Origin of the sequence: Adlercreutzia sp. ZJ176, assembly GCF_011038975.1 — a bacterium.
In the GTDB taxonomy this organism is placed as follows: domain Bacteria; phylum Actinomycetota; class Coriobacteriia; order Coriobacteriales; family Eggerthellaceae; genus CAAEEV01.
The window spans coordinates 42,665-60,947 of sequence record NZ_JAAKEC010000012.1 but is presented as its reverse complement, the minus strand read 5'-3'; the positions used below and the strand labels follow the sequence as shown (position 1 = coordinate 60,947).

At 67.8% G+C, this 18,283-nt stretch carries 13 protein-coding genes; 1 reads left to right on the top strand and 12 read right to left on the bottom strand.

The window, feature by feature from the left end; translation table 11 throughout:
- Positions 1-89 precede the first annotated feature (89 nt).
- The 6 genes from G7Y50_RS07780 to G7Y50_RS07755 all read right to left on the bottom strand — a co-directional run bounded on the left by G7Y50_RS07780 (position 90) and on the right by G7Y50_RS07755 (position 9,025).
- On the bottom strand, positions 90-953 hold the full coding sequence (locus G7Y50_RS07780; protein WP_165054418.1) for a DUF2064 domain-containing protein: 864 nt from the start codon (positions 951-953) through the stop codon (positions 90-92).
- A gap of 12 nt (positions 954-965) precedes the next feature.
- The gene (locus G7Y50_RS07775) at positions 966-3,269 is read right to left on the bottom strand and encodes a molybdopterin-dependent oxidoreductase (RefSeq protein WP_165054421.1); all 2,304 of its coding nucleotides are present in this window, start codon (positions 3,267-3,269) and stop codon (positions 966-968) included.
- A gap of 4 nt (positions 3,270-3,273) precedes the next feature.
- Positions 3,274-4,203 (bottom strand): heterodisulfide reductase-related iron-sulfur binding cluster, encoded by a 930-nt coding sequence (locus G7Y50_RS07770; protein ID WP_165054424.1) that lies wholly within the window; start codon positions 4,201-4,203, stop codon positions 3,274-3,276.
- 359 nt (positions 4,204-4,562) lie between these two features.
- Positions 4,563-5,540 (bottom strand): NrfD/PsrC family molybdoenzyme membrane anchor subunit, encoded by a 978-nt coding sequence (gene nrfD, locus G7Y50_RS07765; RefSeq protein WP_165054427.1) that lies wholly within the window; start codon positions 5,538-5,540, stop codon positions 4,563-4,565.
- Entirely contained in the window at positions 5,540-6,118 is a 579-nt protein-coding gene (locus G7Y50_RS07760; RefSeq protein WP_165054430.1) for a 4Fe-4S dicluster domain-containing protein, read from the bottom strand. Before G7Y50_RS07760 ends, nrfD begins: the two co-directional genes overlap by 1 nt.
- A 12-nt stretch (positions 6,119-6,130) precedes the next feature.
- Positions 6,131-9,025 carry a molybdopterin-dependent oxidoreductase gene (locus G7Y50_RS07755; RefSeq protein ID WP_165054433.1) on the bottom strand — a complete coding sequence of 965 codons (2,895 nt, stop codon included), beginning with the start codon at positions 9,023-9,025 and terminating at the stop codon, positions 6,131-6,133.
- A gap of 429 nt (positions 9,026-9,454) precedes the next feature.
- On the opposite strand from G7Y50_RS07755, the gene G7Y50_RS07750 reads away from it, so the two are divergent.
- Positions 9,455-10,291: an MBL fold metallo-hydrolase gene (locus tag G7Y50_RS07750; RefSeq protein ID WP_165054436.1), complete on the top strand. Its 837-nt coding sequence runs from the start codon at positions 9,455-9,457 to the stop codon at positions 10,289-10,291.
- Positions 10,292-10,400: 109 nt separating this feature from the next.
- Here the strand turns inward: G7Y50_RS07750 and G7Y50_RS07745 are convergent, their stop codons facing one another.
- The 6 genes from G7Y50_RS07745 to G7Y50_RS07720 all read right to left on the bottom strand — a co-directional run bounded on the left by G7Y50_RS07745 (position 10,401) and on the right by G7Y50_RS07720 (position 18,084).
- Positions 10,401-11,549 carry a toxic anion resistance protein gene (locus G7Y50_RS07745; protein WP_165054439.1) on the bottom strand — a complete coding sequence of 383 codons (1,149 nt, stop codon included), beginning with the start codon at positions 11,547-11,549 and terminating at the stop codon, positions 10,401-10,403.
- An 18-nt stretch (positions 11,550-11,567) separates the two neighbouring features.
- Positions 11,568-12,857 carry a 5-bromo-4-chloroindolyl phosphate hydrolysis family protein gene (locus tag G7Y50_RS07740; protein WP_165057019.1) on the bottom strand — a complete coding sequence of 430 codons (1,290 nt, stop codon included), beginning with the start codon at positions 12,855-12,857 and terminating at the stop codon, positions 11,568-11,570.
- A 176-nt stretch (positions 12,858-13,033) separates the two neighbouring features.
- Positions 13,034-15,505: a phenylalanine--tRNA ligase subunit beta gene (gene pheT / locus G7Y50_RS07735; protein WP_165055795.1), complete on the bottom strand. Its 2,472-nt coding sequence runs from the start codon at positions 15,503-15,505 to the stop codon at positions 13,034-13,036.
- Between the two features lie 218 nt (positions 15,506-15,723).
- A complete protein-coding gene (pheS, locus tag G7Y50_RS07730; RefSeq protein WP_165055793.1) occupies positions 15,724-16,785 on the bottom strand; it encodes a phenylalanine--tRNA ligase subunit alpha in 1,062 nt (353 codons plus the stop codon).
- Between the two features lie 608 nt (positions 16,786-17,393).
- Positions 17,394-17,840 (bottom strand): type II toxin-antitoxin system HicB family antitoxin, encoded by a 447-nt coding sequence (locus G7Y50_RS07725; RefSeq protein WP_165057016.1) that lies wholly within the window; start codon positions 17,838-17,840, stop codon positions 17,394-17,396.
- A 91-nt stretch (positions 17,841-17,931) separates the two neighbouring features.
- Complete coding sequence (locus G7Y50_RS07720) at positions 17,932-18,084, bottom strand: type II toxin-antitoxin system HicA family toxin (protein WP_165055789.1); 153 nt, start codon at positions 18,082-18,084, stop codon at positions 17,932-17,934.
- Between the last annotated feature and the right edge of the window lie 199 nt (positions 18,085-18,283).

Here is an 18,283-nt window from a genome sequence, read left to right as displayed (position 1 = left end):
TTGTCCTCTCAACAAAGCACTCGCCACAGGTTGGCGCACGAAGCCGCGGCGTCGAGCCGTTTCGCCTGTTCTTTCAGGCCAAGCGGAGCCTATTCGTCGATGTACTGGCGCGGGTCGTGCTCGTCGTTGGGCGGCGTGGACACGCGGATGCCCATGATGTTCACCCAGTCGAGCACGCGCTGCGGCACGAAGAGCTCGTTCTGGAACTTCGCCGCCTGCTTGATGGCGTTCATGCACGAGATGGCGTGCGCGAGGTCGGTCTTCTCGTCGATGTCGGCCACGGGCGAGAAGTACGCCGTGGGGATGTTTGCCGCCTCGGTCTTCTCCATGTAGGCGTCGAGCGCCGGCTTGCCGTCGAGGTTGTAGTACACGCCCTGGTGGTTGATGGGCGTGTTGTAGCTGAAGCCCACGAGCGACGTGCCGCACTCCTGGCACGGCGCCTGCACGAAGCCCGGCGTGCCGAGCGACTGGAAGTAGTCGAGCCACTGGAACGCCTGCGTGATGTGCGACTTCGGCATGGTGGGGATGTCGCCGCCCACGGACACGATGTGCTCGTAGCCCAGGTCGAAGATCTGCTTGAAGGCGTCGTCGAAGTGGTCGTCGAACGTGGCGCCCGCGTCGGTCAGGTAGTGGATCTCCATGGGCCACGGGCCGATGGCGTCGAACGTCTCCTTCATGAGCTCGACGTTCTTGGCCGGCGTGGTGGACACGAAGAAGTCGTAGGTGATCTTGTCGGCGGTGGGGTCGGCCTCCACGAGCGCGTCGTTGGCGCGCTGCATCTCGATGAGCGCGTGCATGGACGCCTCGCACACGTCGTACAGGCTGCGCCTGAAGAACTCGGCGGCCTGCTCGTCGGTCAAAAAGCCGCCGTGCTTCACGGTCAGGCGCGTCTTCACCATGCCCGGGATGGGCGGCTTGCTGAACACCAGCAGCGCTTGCTTTTTCTCTGCCACTTGCTATGCTCCTTAATCCTCGAGACGCTGCGCCCCGCAAGCGGCATCCTCCGGCGTGAAGCCGGGCTGCCAGCTCAGGCGCGCGTCGTCCTTCCTTATCATGCAGTCGATCGCGTTGTAGGACCACGTGCCGATCATGGGCTCGCCTTGGTCGAGCGAGCACGAGGTCAGGCAGTTGATGTTGGACTCCCACATGCCGCCGAACGCAGGCGCGCCCGGCGTCCACTCGGGATGCCACCATCCGTAGTCCGCATTTAGTAGACCATCGCGCATACGTATTGTATCAGCCACGAAGCGCGCCTCGCCTTGATCCGTCGCCACGACCACGCAATCACCCTTCTCGATCCCCAGGTCGCGCGCCGTGGCCTCGCTCATCTCCACCACCGGGTAGGGCGCCTTCTCGCGGAAGGCGCGGTTGTTGAAGTACATGGAGGCGTTGTAGGGCTGCTTGCGCGCGCCCGTGGTGAGCGTCAGGTGCGTCCAGCCCTGCGCCTCGTGCGCGGCGACGAACTCAGGGCTGCACAGGCGGCGCGGCTCGCCCGGCTCGGGCAGGCGCGGCCCGCCGAGCTCCTCGAGCGCGACGCTCGCGAGCTCGATCTTGCCCGTCGTGGTGGCGAAGCCCTGCGGGGCGCCGTCGGCGCCGGGGATGAGGTGCTTCTCGTAGGCGGGCGGCACATAGCACAGGCCCAGCAGGCAGTACGTGTCCCAGTCCATGCCCGTCGGCGCGAGCGTGCGCGCGATGGCGTCCTCGAACGTCTCGTCGGGCCAGGACTCCTCTTGCCCGAGCGCGCAGCCGAGCAGGCGGAAGATCTCGTAGTCGCTCTTGCGCTCGTAGTAGGGGTCCGTCGCCTTCGGGCCGCCGTAGGCCATGTTGGCCACGCCGCCGTGCGCCTGGAAGAGCGAGCGCTCGATCGCGCCCGCCGCCGGCAGCACGTAGTCGGCGATGGAGGCCGTGGAGGTCAGGTAGTAGTCGAGCACCACGATGAGGTCGAGCCCCATGAGCGCGTCGAACACGCGGTGCGTGTCGGCGTAGGTGAGCAGGGGGTTCGTGGCCTCCACGACAAGCGCGCGCACCGGGTAGGGCTCGCCGGTCTCCATGGCTGAGAGCACCAGGTCGGGGTGGGCTGAGGTCAGGTAGCGCGCCGGGAGCTTGCGCCCGAGGCGCTCGGTGAGCGCGGCGACGTGCGCGTAGCCCTCGTAGCACTGCAGGGGCGTGTGCGGCGTGTTCAGGCAGCGCGCGGAGAGCTCGTCGGCGTGCTCGAGCGTGAGCTCGAGGTCGACCTCGGGGATGAAGTCGCTCCCCTCGGCGAGCACGCATGCGCCCGGCCGATCCACGTTGCCCGTGATGGCACGCAAACAGCAGATGGCGCGGTGCGTCGGCGCCACCGAGCGCCCCACCTGGTCGATGCCGCGGCCCGACACGAGCGCCGAGGGGTAGGCCCCCTCGCCGCGCGGGCCCGCGAACAGGCGCGCCGCGCGCACGATGTCGGCGGCCGGCACGTCGCAGACGCCCTCCGCGTACTCAGGCGTGAAGCGCGCCACGTGCGCGGCCAGCTCGTCGAAGCCGTAGCACCACGCGTCCACGAACGCGCGGTCCACCAAATCCTCCGCGATGATGACGTTCAAAAGCCCGAGCGCGAGCACGCAGTCGGTGCCGGGGCGCGGGGCGAGCCACAGATCGGCCGCGCGCGCCGTGCGCGTGAAGCGCGGGTCGATGACCACGAGGGCGGTGTCCTCGGACTTGCCGATGTAAAGGAGACTGCGCCAGAACAGCGAGTTGTCGGACTCGGCCGGGTTCGTGCCCCAGATGAGCACGCAGCCCGTCTCGGGCCGGATGTCGGCCTCCACCGTCCAGCCGAAGGTGAGCACGTCCATCCAGATGCGCGGGTTCCAGCAGATCTGCCCGATCCCCATGTTGTTCGGCGAGCCGAACAACGTCATGAAGCGGTGCAGCGGCCAGAACGACGTGTGCGGCCCGCCGATCATGGACGCGAGCGTGCCCGGGCCGTGCGCGGCGGCGAGCGCCTTCAAGCGCGCCGCGATGTCGGCGATCGCCTCGTCCCAGCTCACGCGCTCCCATTGGTTCGCGCCGCGCTCCCCCACCCGGCGCAGCGGGTAGTTCACGCGGTCGGCCCCGTCGAGCACGTCGAGGTTCATGCGCCAGCGGCGGCACCCCGCCAGGACCTGCGGGTCGTACGGGTAGCGCGTGGGGTCGGGCTCGAGGTCGACCACGCGCCCGTCCTCGTCCACCGTCGCCGTGAAGGCGCAGCAGTAGCCGCAGAAGTGGCAGTTGGTCCTCTTGCGTTCCCGTGTCATGGCGCTACCTCCCCAGGCCCTTGAAGGCGCGGCCGCTTCCCTCGTCCTCGACCACGCCCATGGTGTCGTCGAACAAAAAGCGCAGCTTCATCCACGCGCCCACGGTCGCCCAGTTGACGCGCCACGCGTAGAGAAGCTCGAGGAAGTGCACCACCTGCACGGAGCTCTGCGCCATGTTCAGCTGGAACGTGCAGCTCATGCACGCCGTGACGATGGCGTCGGCGCCCACCGCGAGCGCCTCCTCGCCGTTTCGGCGCGCGCACTTGTCAGCCGCCTCGAACTTGCCCGCCGCGCGCGGGAGCGACCCGCAGCACAGCGAGCGGGAGCGCGCGTGCTCGGGCTCGGCGAAGAGCCCCTCGGGCAGAAGCGCGCGCAGGCCGCGGGCGAACTCGCCGGTGGCGCGGTCGGGGCACGAGTCGTGCGTGCAGAGGAGCACGGGCGCGGAGGCGTCGCCCTTCACCTGCTCGGCCACGGTGGCGCGGTCGATGCGGTAGCCCAGGTCGGCCAGCACCTGCGGCAGGGCCACGATCTCGACGCCCTCCACGCGCTCATCGCCCGAAAGCGCCTGGCGCAGCGCGGTCACGCAGTTCGGGCACGCCGCCACGATGCGCGAGATCGCGCTCTTCGCGAGGTGGTCGCGCAGCTGGGCCTCGAAGCCCGCGCGCACCTCGTCGCCGTCGGGCTCGTAGGACAGGATCTTGCCGCAGCACAGAAGCGAGATGCCGTCGACCGCGCCGGACGACTTGAGCGTGTCGTACACCGCCGCCACGAGCGGCATCGCGTAGTTGATGAACGAGCAGCCCGGGAAGAAGAGCGTCGTGCACGCGGGCAGCTCCTCGCCCTCCGCGCGACGCGCCAGGCGCGCCTCGCCCGTCTGGTAGTCGAACGTGACCGCGTTGCCCGTCAACGCGTCCGCAAACGTGTAGTCCTCCATGAAGCCTCCCCTTCGTTGCCTTCCCGGGAAGCGCGCCGCGCGACGTCAGCCGCCGCTTGCGGGCAGCGCGCCGCGCGCCTCTCGGGAACGCAACAGGTGGGGCCCGACAGAAAACCTGCCGAACCCCACCAGATTAGATCAACAAGACCTGACGATGACGAATGTCACGACAAGGATCGCAGCTCCCCTGTCGTTCGTAACGTCAGCGAGAAGCCCTGAGGTGCTTCGGATAGCCCCGCCTTGGGGCCAAGCGGCCTTCGCGCCGCGCCGCGCCCCAAACAAGGGGCTAGGCGAAGTGCATCAGGGCTTCACAGCGTCAAGCAGTTCCGCCCGTTCCGTCAGAACGGGCGGAACGAACGCTAAAAGATGTTCTCGCCGTAGGTCCACTTGTGCACGAACTCGGCGTCGGGCTTCGCCACGCGCTCGTAGTAGCGGATCTCGCCCGGGATGGGGGCGCGATCGTCGGTGTTGACCACGAGGAAGCGCAGCAGGCAGCCGCCGATGAGCACGAGGATGGGGGCGATGAGCTGGGACGCGGCGCCCGAGCCGCCCACGTACAGGGCGAACGGGATGACCAGGCCCACGAGCACCATGCCGATCCAGAACAGCGGCGCGTAGGAGCCGCACACCCAGCGCTTCGCAGCCTTCTTGGCAGTGACGTTGCCGGCGCCCAGGAAGGAGAGCACCATGGTCATCAGGATGATGAACTCGGTGATGACCAGGATGATGTCGACCACGTGCAGGATCTCGAGCACGACCTCGGACACGATGAGCGTGCCGAGCGTCACCTCAGCCGGCCAGCCGCCGATGGACAGCACGACAGCCGCGCAGCCCGTCGAGATGGCGGACACGGTGAACAGCACCGGCAGGGCCGGGGTCGCCCAGAACGCATGCGCCTTCAGAGTGGAGAGCATGATGCCGGTGTACATCATGATGCACAGGCCGAAGAAGCCCGCCACGCCCAGGAAGAAGCCGGCAGCCGGCTTGAGCAGGTCAGACAGGCCCGCGAAGATCGGCCAGGCGTCGCCCAGGTAGGCCAGGAAGAACAGCAGCGCGAACACCGCGGCGATGACCAGGAAGGTCGCGCCCCACTTGATGATGGAGGTCGCCGTGGTCCACACGCGCCAGAACACGCCGGGCTGGCCCAGGTCGATGACGAGGAACACGCAGCCGATGGCGATGCACACGAGCGAGACGAGCACGGGCATCGCGAAGACCTCGGCAAAGCCCGGCACCACGAAGGTGTTGAAGATGGCGGACAGGAACAGAATGCCGCCAGCCAGACCGCCCAGGAAAAGGTACAGGGCGATAGGCGGTTCCCAATAATGATGCTTCATTATGCCTTGCCTCCCAACTCAGGAATGTAGTAGATCTGAGGCTCGGTGCCGAACTCCTCGAAGAGGCGCTCGGTCTTCACAGAGCCGATGAGCTTCGAGACCTCGCTCTCGGGGTCGTCCAGATCGCCGAACACGCGCGCCTTCTGATGGCAGGTGAGCACGCAGTACGGCTGGGCGTCCGGGTCGAGCTGGCGCTTGTCGCGGCAGAAGGTGCACTTGCGCACGAAGCGGTGCAGGCGGGACTCGAGGTGGGACGCGTCGCGCATGCCGTAGGGGCAGGCGTTCACGCACACCTTGCAGGACAGGCACTTCTTGGGGTCGACCCACACGGTGCCGTCCGGGTCCTGCTGGCTCGCGCCCGACGGGCAGCAGGGAACGCACTCGGGGTTCTCGCAGTGCATGCACAGAAGCGGCGTCCAGCTCTTGTGGACATGCGGCCACGTGCCCTGCGCGCCCTCGGTGACGACCGGGTTGTAGATGATGTCGAGCGGCAGCTTATTCCAAGTACGGCAGGCAACCGTGCAGGAATGGCAGCCGATGCAACGGCGCTGGTCGATGACCATTACGTAACGTGTCATGTTCAGCTCCTCCTATTCTGCCATCTCTTGGTATTCCATGGTGTAGCGCTTGCCAGTCTCCATGTCGATCAGGCAGTTCGCCGTGGGGTCGTACGCCCAGCCATAGTAGGCGTCGTAGTAGACGTTGGTCTCGGGATTGATGAGCCAGCCGGAGTTGTTGTCGTAGATCAGCTCGTCGCGGCCGGGAAGCGTGGCGTAGCCCTCTTCCTTCCACACCAGCTGCTCGGGAACCGCGTACGGAGCCTCGGCGCCGGGATAGAGGCGGTAGGCGCCCATGTACTTGATCTCCTCGCGCTCCATGGTGTAGCGCTTGCCCGTCTCGTCGTCCACGAGGCACTCCTCGCCGGCGTCGTAGCGCCAGCCGGTGTACGCGTCGTAGTACGCCTTGTTGCGCGGGTTGATGAGCCAGCCGGAAGCGTCGAGCTTGTAGTTCGTGCCCTTCTGGTACAGGGTGTTGTTCTGCCACACCCAGTCGTAGCCCTCGGGAACCTCGCCGCCCTCGTACTGGGGCATCTCGAACGGGATGTCCTCGCGAGCCAGCGGGCGAGAGCTCGGCATCTCGTGGATGCCCGGCTCGGCGACGCTGCCCGGGATGGAGAACTGGGTGTCCTCGGGCTTGTAGTCATGGTCGAGCTCGGTGCACTTGTACACCTTGCACAGCAGGCCGCGGTTGGCCCACGAGCCGCCCATCGGGTCGCAGTGCTCCTCGTCGACCGAGGTCAGCACGTTGACGTTGGACTCGAGGCAGCCGAACGGGTTGTCGAGGTCGGCCGAGCCGTCGCGCTCGGGGAACCACCAGCCGCGCGGCGCGAACACCACGCGCGGATCCACCTCGGGCTCCACGTTCGCGCGCATCTTGATGCGGCCGCGGCGCGTCTCGATCCAGCACCAGTCGCCGTACTCGATGTCGAGCTTCTCGGCGAGCTCGGGGTTGATCGAGAAGTACGGGTCGGGGTACAGGTAGCGGATGCCCTGCATCTGGAAGTGCTCGGAGTGGTGGTACGGCATGAAGCCGCCGCCGGTGGTGAGCACGATCGGGTACTCGTCGAGCAGCTCAGGCGTGTCGATCGGGTTCTCGATGGTGCCGATGTAGGTGGGCATGCCCGGGAAGCCGAGCTGGCGCATGATGGTGGAGTTCAGCTCAACCTTGCCGGACGGCGTCCAGAAGCCGCCGTTCTTCTCGAACTTGCTCTGGTGCAGCGGCGGGTAGTACATGCGCACGTTGTCCACGAACTCGTTGTAGTTGGAGACCGGCAATCCGATGCCCTTGAGCACCTCGTAGTAGGCCTCCTCCTCGGTCTCCCACGGCCAGTTCGCCGGATCCTGGCCGCAGGCCAGGCCGAGCTTGCGCCAGAACACCATGTCGGTGTGGCGGTCGAACTTCGGCTGGATGGCGCGGCGGCCGCCCATGAGGGAGTCGGTGGCGCCGTAGTGGGTGACGATGGTCGGACGCTCGAGCGCGCCGGCGGCCGGGAAGACGTAGTCGGCGAACAGCGCCGTCGGGGTCATCCAGTAGTCGACGACTACGAGGAACTCGCAGGCCTTGAGGGCGGCCAGCGTCATCTTCGCGTCGCCGTAGGAGTTCACCGGGTTGGTGGCGTTGCAGATGAGGGCGCGCACCTGGTACGGGTCGCCCGTGAGGATGGCCTTGAACACGCTCGGGCCGTGGGCCTCGCAGAACCACTCGGTGGGCAGCGTCTTGCCCCACGTGCGGCGCGCGGTGTCGGAGATGATCTGATAGCCGGGCCAGGAGGTCAGCTTGTAGCGGCTGATCTGCTTGGCCTTCTGCTCCTCGGGCAGGCACTCGTTGAGCTCGAGCTCCTCGTCGGTGAGGAAGTTCAGGGCCGGGCCGGGCATGCCGTCGCCGCCAGGGACGTCGAGGTTGCCGGTGACGGCGCGCAGAAGCGCGATCGCATGGGAGCCGGTGGTCGACGCGCGGCCGATCTGGTCCCACGTGCAACCCCACTGGATGCAGCCGGGCTTGTTGGTGGCGTACATCATGGCAGCCTGGCGGATCTGCTCAGGCTCGAGCCACGTGATGGGGGCAGCCCACTCGGGCGAGTACTGCGCCAGGTGGTCCATGAGGTCATCGAAGCCGTCGCACCACTTGCCGATGAAGTCGTAGTCGGCCATGCCGCCGTACACGATGGTGTGCAGCATGGCGAGCGCCAGCGCGGCGTCGGAGCCGGGGCGCAGCGGCAGCCAGAGGTCGGCCTTCGAGGCCGTCTCGGAGTAGCGCGGGTCGACCATGATGATCTTCAGACCCGCCTTCTGCAGGTCGGTGTAGCCGTGCATGCCGCCCAAGGTGGAAGCGCCCGGGTTCATGCCCCACAGGATCAGCGACTTCGCGCCGCCCAGGTCGGTCTCGAACGGCGACCAGCCGGCCACGCAGGTCTCAGCCATGAACGTGGGGATCCAGCACAGAAGCGCGTTGTGGAAGCCGTTCGGCGTGCCGAACTGGTTCAGGAAGCGGCGGCGCGCCCAGTCGTCGGTGCGCGTGGTGCCGCCGGCCGAAGCCACGGCCTCGGCGCCGCTCTCGGCCTTGATCTGGTTGAGTCGGTCGGCGACCTCCTGGATGGCCTGATCGTAGTCGATCTGCTCCCACTTGCCCTCGCCCTTCTCGCCGACGCGCTTGAGCGCGTGGTTGATGCGAGCCGGGTGGTTCACATGCAGAAGCGCGCTGGTGCCGCGGCAGCACAGGCCGCCCTGGCTCGAGTAATTAGGATCGCCCTCGATCTTAATTACGTCGCCGTCCTTGACGTAGGCAAGAACGCCGCAGTTGGCATGGCAGAAGTAGCAGAGTGACTTGATCATCTCAACGCCGTCGGCGTGGATGTCAACCTCAGTCGACTCGGTGTCAGGACACAGGATGTCCTTGAGGCCCGTCGACGTCTTGGAAATTTCCATCTACCTTCCCCTCTTCTTCTCGTCTCTTACTTGCATCACCAATGAATGAGCGCACCGCGAGCGCGAGCGCGCCCTCATGTCCGCAAATTGCCGCAACAGTGTAGCCGAGAAGAGGGCTCGGGGCATCGAACCCGTAGGATGGAAAAGGCCGGAAGGCCTACACCCTAAGGTACGAGCCGGGATGCCCGCCGCTTGGGCGCTGAGCGCGGCGGTCAGGCTTATCCCCTGCTCAGACGCTCTCTCCCAACGTCACGGCACAGGACGCACCTAACCAAGTACGGGATTATACCGATTGCGTTCAGTAGTTGCCACCACCCTTTATTCTTTTCCGACAAGTGGAGCTCAGGCGGCTATAATCGAGATGGGTGCGCGATGGGCGAACGCCGTCGACCCGCCCGTGCAGACTGTTCCACCCTAAGGAGAAAGCGCATGCCCCAGCACACCTTCACCTTCATGGGCACCGCCGCCGGCTGCGGCGTGCCCTCGTTCTTCTGCGACTGCCCCGCCTGCGAGGAGGCGCGCGCGAACCCGGCGCTGCGCCGCGGCGACTGCGGCGTCATGGTGCGCGGGCAGGCCGACGAGGAGGGGCACGTCCCCACGCTCGTGATCGACACGCCGCCCGACGCGCGCCACCAGCTCCTGCGCGAGGACGTGCGCCACGTCGACGAGATCCTGTTCACCCACGCGCACTTCGACCACATCGGCGGCCTCGGCGAGTACGAGTACCTCGTGCAGCTCGTCCAGAAGCGAGAAATGCCCGTCTTCGGCTCCGAGGCGGCGCTCTCGGGGATCGCGGGCGAGTTCCACTACATGACCTACTGCCTGGACCTGCACGTGATGGAGCCCTTCGACGTCCACGAGTTCGACGGGGTGCGCTACACCGCCTGCCCCGTGACGCACGCGCCGGGAACCTACGGCTACCTCATCGAGACGCCGGGCGACGCGGCCGCGGGCACGCCTGGCACGCGGATGTTCTACGCGTCCGACACCGCGCGTCTGCCCGAGGAGACGGCCGCGCGCGTGCGCGGCTGCGACGTCCTGGCGCTCGACGCCACGTTCTGGAAGCGCAACTGGAGCCCGAACGACCACCACTCCATCCAGGAGTGCATCGAGGAGGGGCTCGCGCTCGGCGCGAAGAAGATCTACCTCACGCATATGTGCATGCACTACGACGAGCCCATCACCTACGCCGAGCTGGCAAGATGGCTCGAGCAGTACGAGGGCCGCGTGGAAGCGGCCCTCGACGGGATGTCGTTCGAGATCTGACGGCGGCTGCGGGGCGGGAGCGATCGCGGGGCGACCGCGGGACGCGCCGCGCGCAGGGGCGCTGCCCGCCGTCCCGCCGCTGCGCGTCCCCGCGGCCCGCCGCGCGCGACTACCTCAGCTGCAGCAGCTTGTCGCGCAGCTCGGCCTCCATCTTGCGCATCTCGCCTTCCGCCTCGGCGCGCTTGGCGCGCCCCTCCTCCTGGATGCGCATGACCTCGTCGAACGTCTCGATGAGGCGCTCGTTGGTGACGCGCAGCGTCTCGATGTCCACGATGCCGCGCTCGCTCGCCTGCGCGACCTCCACCGTGGAGGACTTGAGCTTCTCGGCGTTCTTCCGCAGAAGCTCGTTGGTCATGTCGGTCACCGCCTCGTGCGCGCGCAGGGCCGCCTCGTTGTTGGCGAGGCCGAGCGCGAGCACCATCTGCCCCTTCCACAGAGGGATCGCGTTCACGAGCGTCGTCTGGATCTTCTCGATCATGAGCATCTCGTTGTTCTGCACCAGGCGGATCTGCGGGGCGGTCTGCAGGGCGATGGTCCGCGTGAGGTCCAGGTCGGAGAGCTTCTTCTCGAAGCGGTTGCACGCCGCCTCGAGCTTCTGCGCCGCCTCAGCGTCCTCGGTGCGCCCGGTCTGGCGCGCGCGTGCCACCAGCTCGGCAAGCTGCCCGGCACGCACCTCCTCCAGGCGGCGGCGCCCCGCGATCAGGTACATGGTGAGCTCCTTGAAGTACGTCAGGTTCAGCTCGTAGAGCTTGTCGAGGGTGGCGGCGTCCTTCATGAGCGTCATCTGGTGGCCTTCGAGCGCGTGCGTGATCTTGTCGATGTTCGCCTCGGTCTTGTCATAGCGCGCCTTCATGGCGGCGAGCTTGTTCGTCTGGCGCTTGAAGAGGCCGAGCAGCCCCTTCTCCTCCTCGACGTCAAAGCCCTTGAGCTCGGTGACCACGCCCGTGATGAGGTCCCCCACCTCGCCGAGGTCCTGCGTGCGCACCTTCTCGAGCGCCATCTCGGAGAAGTCCGCCATCTTCTTCTGCGCGCCGGCGCCGTACTGGAGCACCTGCTGGGAGTTGGCGACGTCGATCTGCCGGGAGAACGCCTCCACCTGCGCGCGCTCCTCGTCGGTGAGCACGTCGTCGAGCGCGGGGGCGGCGGCGGGGGCCTGGGCGAGGGTGGCCTCGAGCACCTGCGCGGGCTTCTCGTCGGCAAGCGGCTCGAGCGTGAGCTTCGGGGCGGGGACGCCGTCGAAGGTGAGGTCGTCGGTCATGGGGAGGTTTCCTTTCTCTTATCTCTTCCCGAAGGGGCCCTCGGTCAGGCCCTCCTGCGCGAGCACGGCATGCAGCACGCTGACGTCGGAGGACACGTCGAGGGTGAGGTCCTGGAACGTCTCGTCGAGGAGCTTCTCGAAGGCGCCATGCAAGGTGTCGAGGGCACGCTCAATCTCCTGGCGCGAGCTGGCGACGTTGCCGAGCTGGGAGGGCTGGTCCTCGAGGTCGTCGTAGGCTTCCAAGAGCTTCACGGTGGTGGGCAGGTAGTAGCTGTTCAGGCGCTCGAGGCCGCCTGCCGCCGACGGCTCGTCCGCCACGCGCGCCAAGATGCGCTCGACCACCTCGGCGAGGGCGGCGATCTTCGCGCTCACCGCCGCGTCGTCGATGCGCGCGTCGAGCTCGCGCATCTGGCCCAGGAAGCCGCCTCCCTGGCTGACGAACGCCCGCGCCTCGGCCGGCAGCTCGCCTCGCGCGCGCGCAGCCTCGGCCTCGAGGCGCGAGCGCTCGCGCGCCGCGCGCTCCTCGGCGAGCTGCTGCGCGCGGGCTTGCTGCACCTGGCGGTAGAGGAGGTAGGCGTCGTCGGTCACCATGAGGCAGGTGCCCTCGTCGTCGAGGTGCCCCTGGGGAAGCAGCCCGCGCTTCAGCATCTGGCGCGCCGCGGCGAGCGCGCGGGCGTCGCTCATGCCGAGCTGCCGGGCGAGCTCGGAGACGTCGCACACCTCGCGCGAGCCGAAGACGCGCTGGAACGCCTTCGCGCGGCTCGCGAGGCGCAGGCGCCCCACGCCCGCGGCGAGCAGCCAGCCGGAGAGCGCGGCGAAGGCCGCGGAGAGCCCCGCGACGGCCACGCCCGCGCCCGCCAGCGGCACCACCAGCGCGATGACGAGCGCCACGAGGAACGAGACGGTGAGCATGCCGCCGAAGGCGGCCATGACGACGCCCGACGCCGTGAGCCCCGCGGTGGAGCGGAAGCGCGCGCTCGCGAGGGCGGATCCCGCGCGCTCCCTCAGGACGCGCGCGAGGTCCGGCTGCGCGGGGCGCGCGTTTGTCTGGGCGGCCTCCCGGTACGCCTGCTGGCAGGCGTCAGCTGCCTGGACCGCGGCGCTGCCGGCTTTGCCGAGCCCCACCCCGACGAGCTTGGCCACCTGGGAGACTGACTCCTCGATGGTGTGGCACATCTGGGCGAATTCCTCGGGCGACATGCCGCCGGTCGGCGCGCCGGCGCCGCCGGGCTGCCGGCCGCCCGCGGGCTGCCGCCGCCGGCCGTCGGCGTTCGGGCCGCGGCCTTCGTAGGGGTTCTGCAAGCTCACCAACTGCCTCTCACGCGGGCGCGCCGAGGCGCCGCCCGCATCAATCGTCTGACCTGCTTGGGATTCTACCACGACAAGCAGGGAGGGGCCGCAGGCGCGGCCCCTCTCCAAATACCCCCTATCAAAGGGACGCGCAGGCTCAAAGCGCCCGCGCCGTCCCCGCGCGAGCCCGCCGGCTAGCCGCGCACCTCGGCGCCGGTCGCCTTGCACACCTTGGTCACGAGGCGGTTGTGCGCCTTCTCCACCTCCTCGCTCGTGAGCGTGCGGTCCGCGGCGCGGTAGGTGAGCGCGTAGGCCATCGACTTCTTGCCCGCGCCGACGCGCTCCTCGTCGCGGTACACGTCGAACAGCTGCACGCTCTCGAGCAGCTTGCCGCCCGCCGACGTCATGCACTGGAGCATCTTCTCGTGCGCGACGTCCTCGGCCACCACGAACGCCTGGTCAACCGACACGGCCGGGAACGTGGGCACGTCCACGTAGGGGCGCGCGGGGCATGACGCCTTCACGAGCGCGCCCAGGTCGAGCTCGAAGGCGACCACGGGCGCCGTGGCGTCGAACGCGTCGACCGCGAGCGGGTGCAGCTCGCCCACCCAGCCGATCACCGTGCCGCCGGAGAGCATCTCGGCGGCGCGGCCGGGCTGCAGGTGCGGCGCGTCCTCGGACGCAAGCGCGCGGAAGCGCACCTTGGGCAGCGCCAGCTCGCGCGCGAGGCTCTCGAGCACGCCCTTGCCGTCGAAGAAGTCGAACGGCACCGCGGCGGTGTTCCAGCCCGCCTCGTGCATGGCGCCGGCCATCACCGCCGCCACCTTCTTGCGCTCCTTGGGCTTCTTGCGGCCCTCGGCGGTGGAGAACACCGTGCCGATCTCGTAGAGCTGCACGTTGTGCACGCCGCGGCTCTGGTTGTAGGCCACGCTGCGCAAAAGGCCGGGGATGACGGACTGGCGCATCACCGACTGGTCGGCGTTGAGCGGGTTGAGGAGCTCCACGGGCGCGCCGAGGCCCTCGGGGCTCATGCGCAGGCGCGCAAGGTCACCCGGCTCGGCGAACGAGTAGGTCATCGTCTCGTTCAGGCCGCACGCGCGCAGGGTGTCGTTGATGACGTCGCGCTTGCGCTGCTCGTCGGTGCGCACGCCCACGCGGTCGGGGCTCGCGGGCAGCGTCGGCGCGATGCGGTCCATGCCCCACAGGCGCAGCACCTCCTCGTACAGGTCGATCTCACGCTCGAGGTCGGGGCGGAACGTGGGGGCGACGACCGCGAGCACGTCGGCGTCGGCGGTGTCGGCCACCTCGCAGCCCAGGCGGGCGAGGACGTCGACCACGAAGTCGCGCGGGATGTCGGCGCCCATCATGCCGCAGAAGCGCGGGATGCGGAAGGCGAGGCGCGCCGGCTCAGACGGCGCGGGCCACACGTCCACGCAGCCGCTCTCGTTGCCGGCCGCGGCGCTCACCGTGCCGCCCGACACCGCGGCGATGAGCGCGGCGGCGGCCGCCGAGCGCTCCACCATGCCCTGGTCGTCCACGCCGCGCTCGTAGCGCAGGGAGCTCTCGGAGATGAGCCCCAGGTTGCGGCTCGTGCGGCTCGTGCGGCCGGCCTCGAAGGTGGCGGCCTCCAGGAAGATGTCGCACGTCTCGTCGGTCACCTCGGTGTCGAGCCCGCCCATGACGCCCGCGAGCGCCACCGCGCCGCGCTCGGGCGTGGCGATGACGGTCATGTCGGGGGTGAGCACGCGCTGCTCCCCGTCGAGCGTCGTGAGGCGCTCGCCGTCGCGCGCCGCGCGCACCACCACGTGGGCGCGCCCATCAGCGCCTGTGAGCTTGCCCAGGTCGAACGCGTGCAGCGGCTGGCCGAGCAGGAACAGGACGTAGTTCGTGACGTCCACGATGTTGTTGATGGAGCGCTGGCCGATGGCGGCGAGGCGCTCGACCATCCAGTCGGGCGAGGGGCCCACCTTGCAGCCGCGGATGACGCGCGCGGTGTAGCGCGGGCAGCGCACGGCGTCCTCGACGGTCACGCTCACGGCCTCGTCGACGGGCGCGCCGCTCGCGTCGAGCGAAAGCTCGGCCGCCATGGCGCCAAGCGGGTCGCGCCAGTTTTGCCGGTACATGGCGCCCACCTCGCGCGCGAAGCCCACGACGGACAGGCAGTCCGGGCGGTTCGGCGTGATCTCGAGGTCGAGCACGGTGTCGGTCATCTTCAGGTAGTCGGCGATGGGCTCGCCCACGGGCGCGTCCTCGGGCAGGACCCAGATGCCGGAGTGGTCGGAGCCGAAGCCGAGCTCGCGCTGCGAGCAGCACATGCCGCAGCTCGCCACGCCGCGCAGCTTCGACTTCTTGATCTTGAGGTCGCCGGGCAGAACCGCGCCGACGGTGGCCACCGGCACCTTGATGCCGGCGGCGATGTTCGGCGCGCCGCACACGATCTGCACGGGCTCGCCCGCGCCCACGTCCACCGTGACCACGTGCATGTGGTCGCTGTCGGGGTGCGCCTCGCACGTGAGCACGTGCCCCACGACGATGCCGTCGAGCGCCGCGCCCGTCTTCTCCACGCCCTCGACGCCCGTGCCCGTGAGGTCGAGCTTGTCGCAGAACGCCTTTATGTCAGTCGGCACGTCCACGTACTCGGACAGCCACTTCAAAGATACCTTCATGTGTGTTCTTCCTTCTTCTCCAACCCGCCTGCCGAAGCATGCGGGCAAAGGGGGACTTGCATCCGGAAAACTCCTGCGTTGGCAAGCGTCGCAGCCAGCTGAGGGCTGAGGCGGTGCTCACCAAGCGAGTTCCGCACGAGCCGAAATGCTCGGCGAGCATTTCGAGCGAGCAGGACTGTCTGAGCGACTGGGCTCCGCCTCAGCCCTCAGCGCCCGGCTTAGAACTGACGCAGGAAGCGCATGTCGCCTTCGAGGAGCATGCGCAGGTCGGGGACGTTGTACTTCAGGCAGGCGATGCGCTCCACCCCCATGCCGAAGGCGAACCCCGCATACACCTCGGGGTCGATGCCGCTCATCTCGAGCACGTTCGGGTCCACCATGCCGCAGCCGAGGATCTCGAGCCAGCCGGTGCCCTTGCACATGCGGCAGCCCTCGCCGTGGCAGATGCCGCAGCTCACGTCCACCTCGGCCGACGGCTCGGTGAACGGGAAGTAGTGGGCGCGGAAGCGCGTCTTGCGGTCGGGGCCGAACACCTGCTTGCACACGTAGTCAAGCGTGCCCTTGAGGTCGCCGAAGGTGATGCCCTTGTCCACCACCAAGCCCTCGATCTGGTGAAACTGCGGCAGATGCGAGGGGTCGGCCACGTCACGGCGGTACACCTTGCCCGGCGCGATGATGTAGATGGGCAGCTCCTGGTCCTCCATGACGTGCACCTGCACGCCCGAGGTCTGCGTGCGCAGAAGGACGTCCGACTCGCCGCGCACCTGGGAGGTGTCGCCGGAGAGGTCGTGCACGTAGAACGTGTCCTGCATGGAACGGCTGGGGTGGTCGGCCGGGGCGTTCAACGCCGTGAAGTTGTAGTAGTCGGTCTCCACCTCGGGGCCCTTCGCCACCGAGTAGCCCAACCCGAGGAAGATCTCGGAGAGCTCGTCGATGATGCCGTTGATGAGGTGGCGCGTGCCCATCTGCTGGGCGCGGCCCGGCAGCGTCACGTCGACGGCCGCCGCGTCGATGGCCGCCTCGAGCTCGGCGGCGTCGAGCGCGGCCTTGCGGGCGCCGAGCGCCTCCTCGACGGCCACGCGCGCCTCGTTCACGGCCTTGCCGACCGCCGCGCGCTCCTCCTTGGGCACGCTGCCCATCGAGCGCAGGTACCCGGTGAGCGTGCCCGACTTCCCGAGCACGGCCACGCGCACGGCCTCGAGCGCCGCCGACGTCTCCGCCGCGGCGATGCTGGCAAGCGTGGACGCGCGCAGCGCGCTCAATTCGTCTGTGATCGCCATAGTTGCTTTCTGCCTTTCTTCTTCCAACAAAAAAAGAGCCCTCTCGCGTCCCTGGTTCCCGAAACGCGTGATTTCGAGTCCAAGGACGAGAGAAGGCTCTCGCGGTACCACCTCGGTTGGCGCGCATCTGCGCGCTCCCCCGCCTCCGCCTGCGCCGCCGCGACGCTCATGGCGTCCGCGTGACTGCCGCTGGCAAAGGGCGGAGGCGCCGCATGCCGCGCCCGCTCATTGCGCCCTGTGACGGGAGCACCCGTCATGCCCTACTCGACATCTCGCGCCGCGTCTGCTTTCAGGCATGCTGCTCGGAAGGGAATTGGCGTGCGCGATGGGCCCGGACCCTTTCAGCCGGTGAGGTCCGTCTCTGGGGGCGTCGCCTGCGCGCCACTGTCTTCGTCAACGCATGTAACAGCGCAGTATAGCACCTTTTTCCCCGCGCAGGGCGTCAAAGCTACAGGAAGCGGTACTTCACGGTCCTGAGGCCCCAGGCTCCCTAAGCAGCGTGCTCCCGCGCCTCGAAGCTTGCAGCCAAGAGCACCGAATCACCTGAGCTCAATCCCAGGGATCCTAAAGCCAGCATCCACCGACTCCCAAGCAAGCTACGTCCATGGCTATGCGCATACCTTGTCCTTCCTCGGCCGACCCGCCTTCGGCTTCTCTGCTATGCGCGCCTTAATGCTGTCAAGCGTCACGTACACGTCACGCCCCACGCGGAAGCTCGTCAGGAGTCCCTCCTTCGCCATTCGAGAGACCCGCGACGGCGTCACCCCGAGAAGCGCCGCAGCCTCCTTGGCGCTCACCTTCTCAATGGCGTCGAGGCTCACGTCAACTGCCACGAGAAGCATGCGCCCCCCTCTTCGAGGGTCGGCGCCAAGCGAAGGGGAAGGTATAGCCTCGCCGTTCATCAGGCGATATTCAAGCTCAGTCCTGAGCCAGTCTGCCGCCATATCCGAAGCCTCCGCCAAGCTCTTCCCTTGCGTCGCACCGTCGAAGTCAAGGGGAACAGCGACGAACCACCCCTCGCTCTCTACCAACTCGAACTCAAACACATAGCGCACAACGCACCTCCTCGACATCAGCCCGCCAAACTGGCGCCTCATTCCGTTCCGCACACGGCGTCTGGCCCCAACCCGCGACCCAGCCCTCGCATCATTTGAGACCGGCTTGCTTCCTTATCTCGCTCGCCGTAACTTCCCTGAGTTCGCGATGATGCGGAACCACCGTCCTAAAACCAGGCTTGACGAACACCTCGTGATTCCTTCCGCCCCTGCTTACGAACCCCGCTTCGATCAGCTCCCTCACGAGATCACGCCTCTTGACCATAATCGCCTCTCTAAATTATACATTTAAGTTGATAATTTAGAAGCATCCGCAAGGAAACCGTAAAAGACGCATGGCGATCCTTCCCTGCAGAAAAAACGCGCTTCGCAAAGGCTGTCCCCCGATACACGAGGTTAGGACCGATCATCCAGCCGCAAGAGCATTATATCAAACATTTGTT

Excerpts from the sequence above, each read along its gene's own strand:
- G7Y50_RS07775 (WP_165054421.1), bottom strand. The coding sequence starts at position 3,269 with ATGACACGGGAACGCAAGAGGACCAACTGCCACTTCTGCGGCTACTGC.
- G7Y50_RS07770 (WP_165054424.1), bottom strand. The coding sequence starts at position 4,203 with ATGGAGGACTACACGTTTGCGGACGCGTTGACGGGCAACGCGGTCACG.
- nrfD (WP_165054427.1), bottom strand. The coding sequence starts at position 5,540 with ATGAAGCATCATTATTGGGAACCGCCTATCGCCCTGTACCTTTTCCTG.
- G7Y50_RS07760 (WP_165054430.1), bottom strand. The coding sequence starts at position 6,118 with ATGACACGTTACGTAATGGTCATCGACCAGCGCCGTTGCATCGGCTGC.
- G7Y50_RS07755 (WP_165054433.1), bottom strand. The coding sequence starts at position 9,025 with ATGGAAATTTCCAAGACGTCGACGGGCCTCAAGGACATCCTGTGTCCT.
- G7Y50_RS07750 (WP_165054436.1), top strand. The coding sequence starts at position 9,455 with ATGCCCCAGCACACCTTCACCTTCATGGGCACCGCCGCCGGCTGCGGC.
- G7Y50_RS07745 (WP_165054439.1), bottom strand. The coding sequence starts at position 11,549 with ATGACCGACGACCTCACCTTCGACGGCGTCCCCGCCCCGAAGCTCACG.
- pheT (WP_165055795.1), bottom strand. The coding sequence starts at position 15,505 with ATGAAGGTATCTTTGAAGTGGCTGTCCGAGTACGTGGACGTGCCGACT.
- pheS (WP_165055793.1), bottom strand. The coding sequence starts at position 16,785 with ATGGCGATCACAGACGAATTGAGCGCGCTGCGCGCGTCCACGCTTGCC.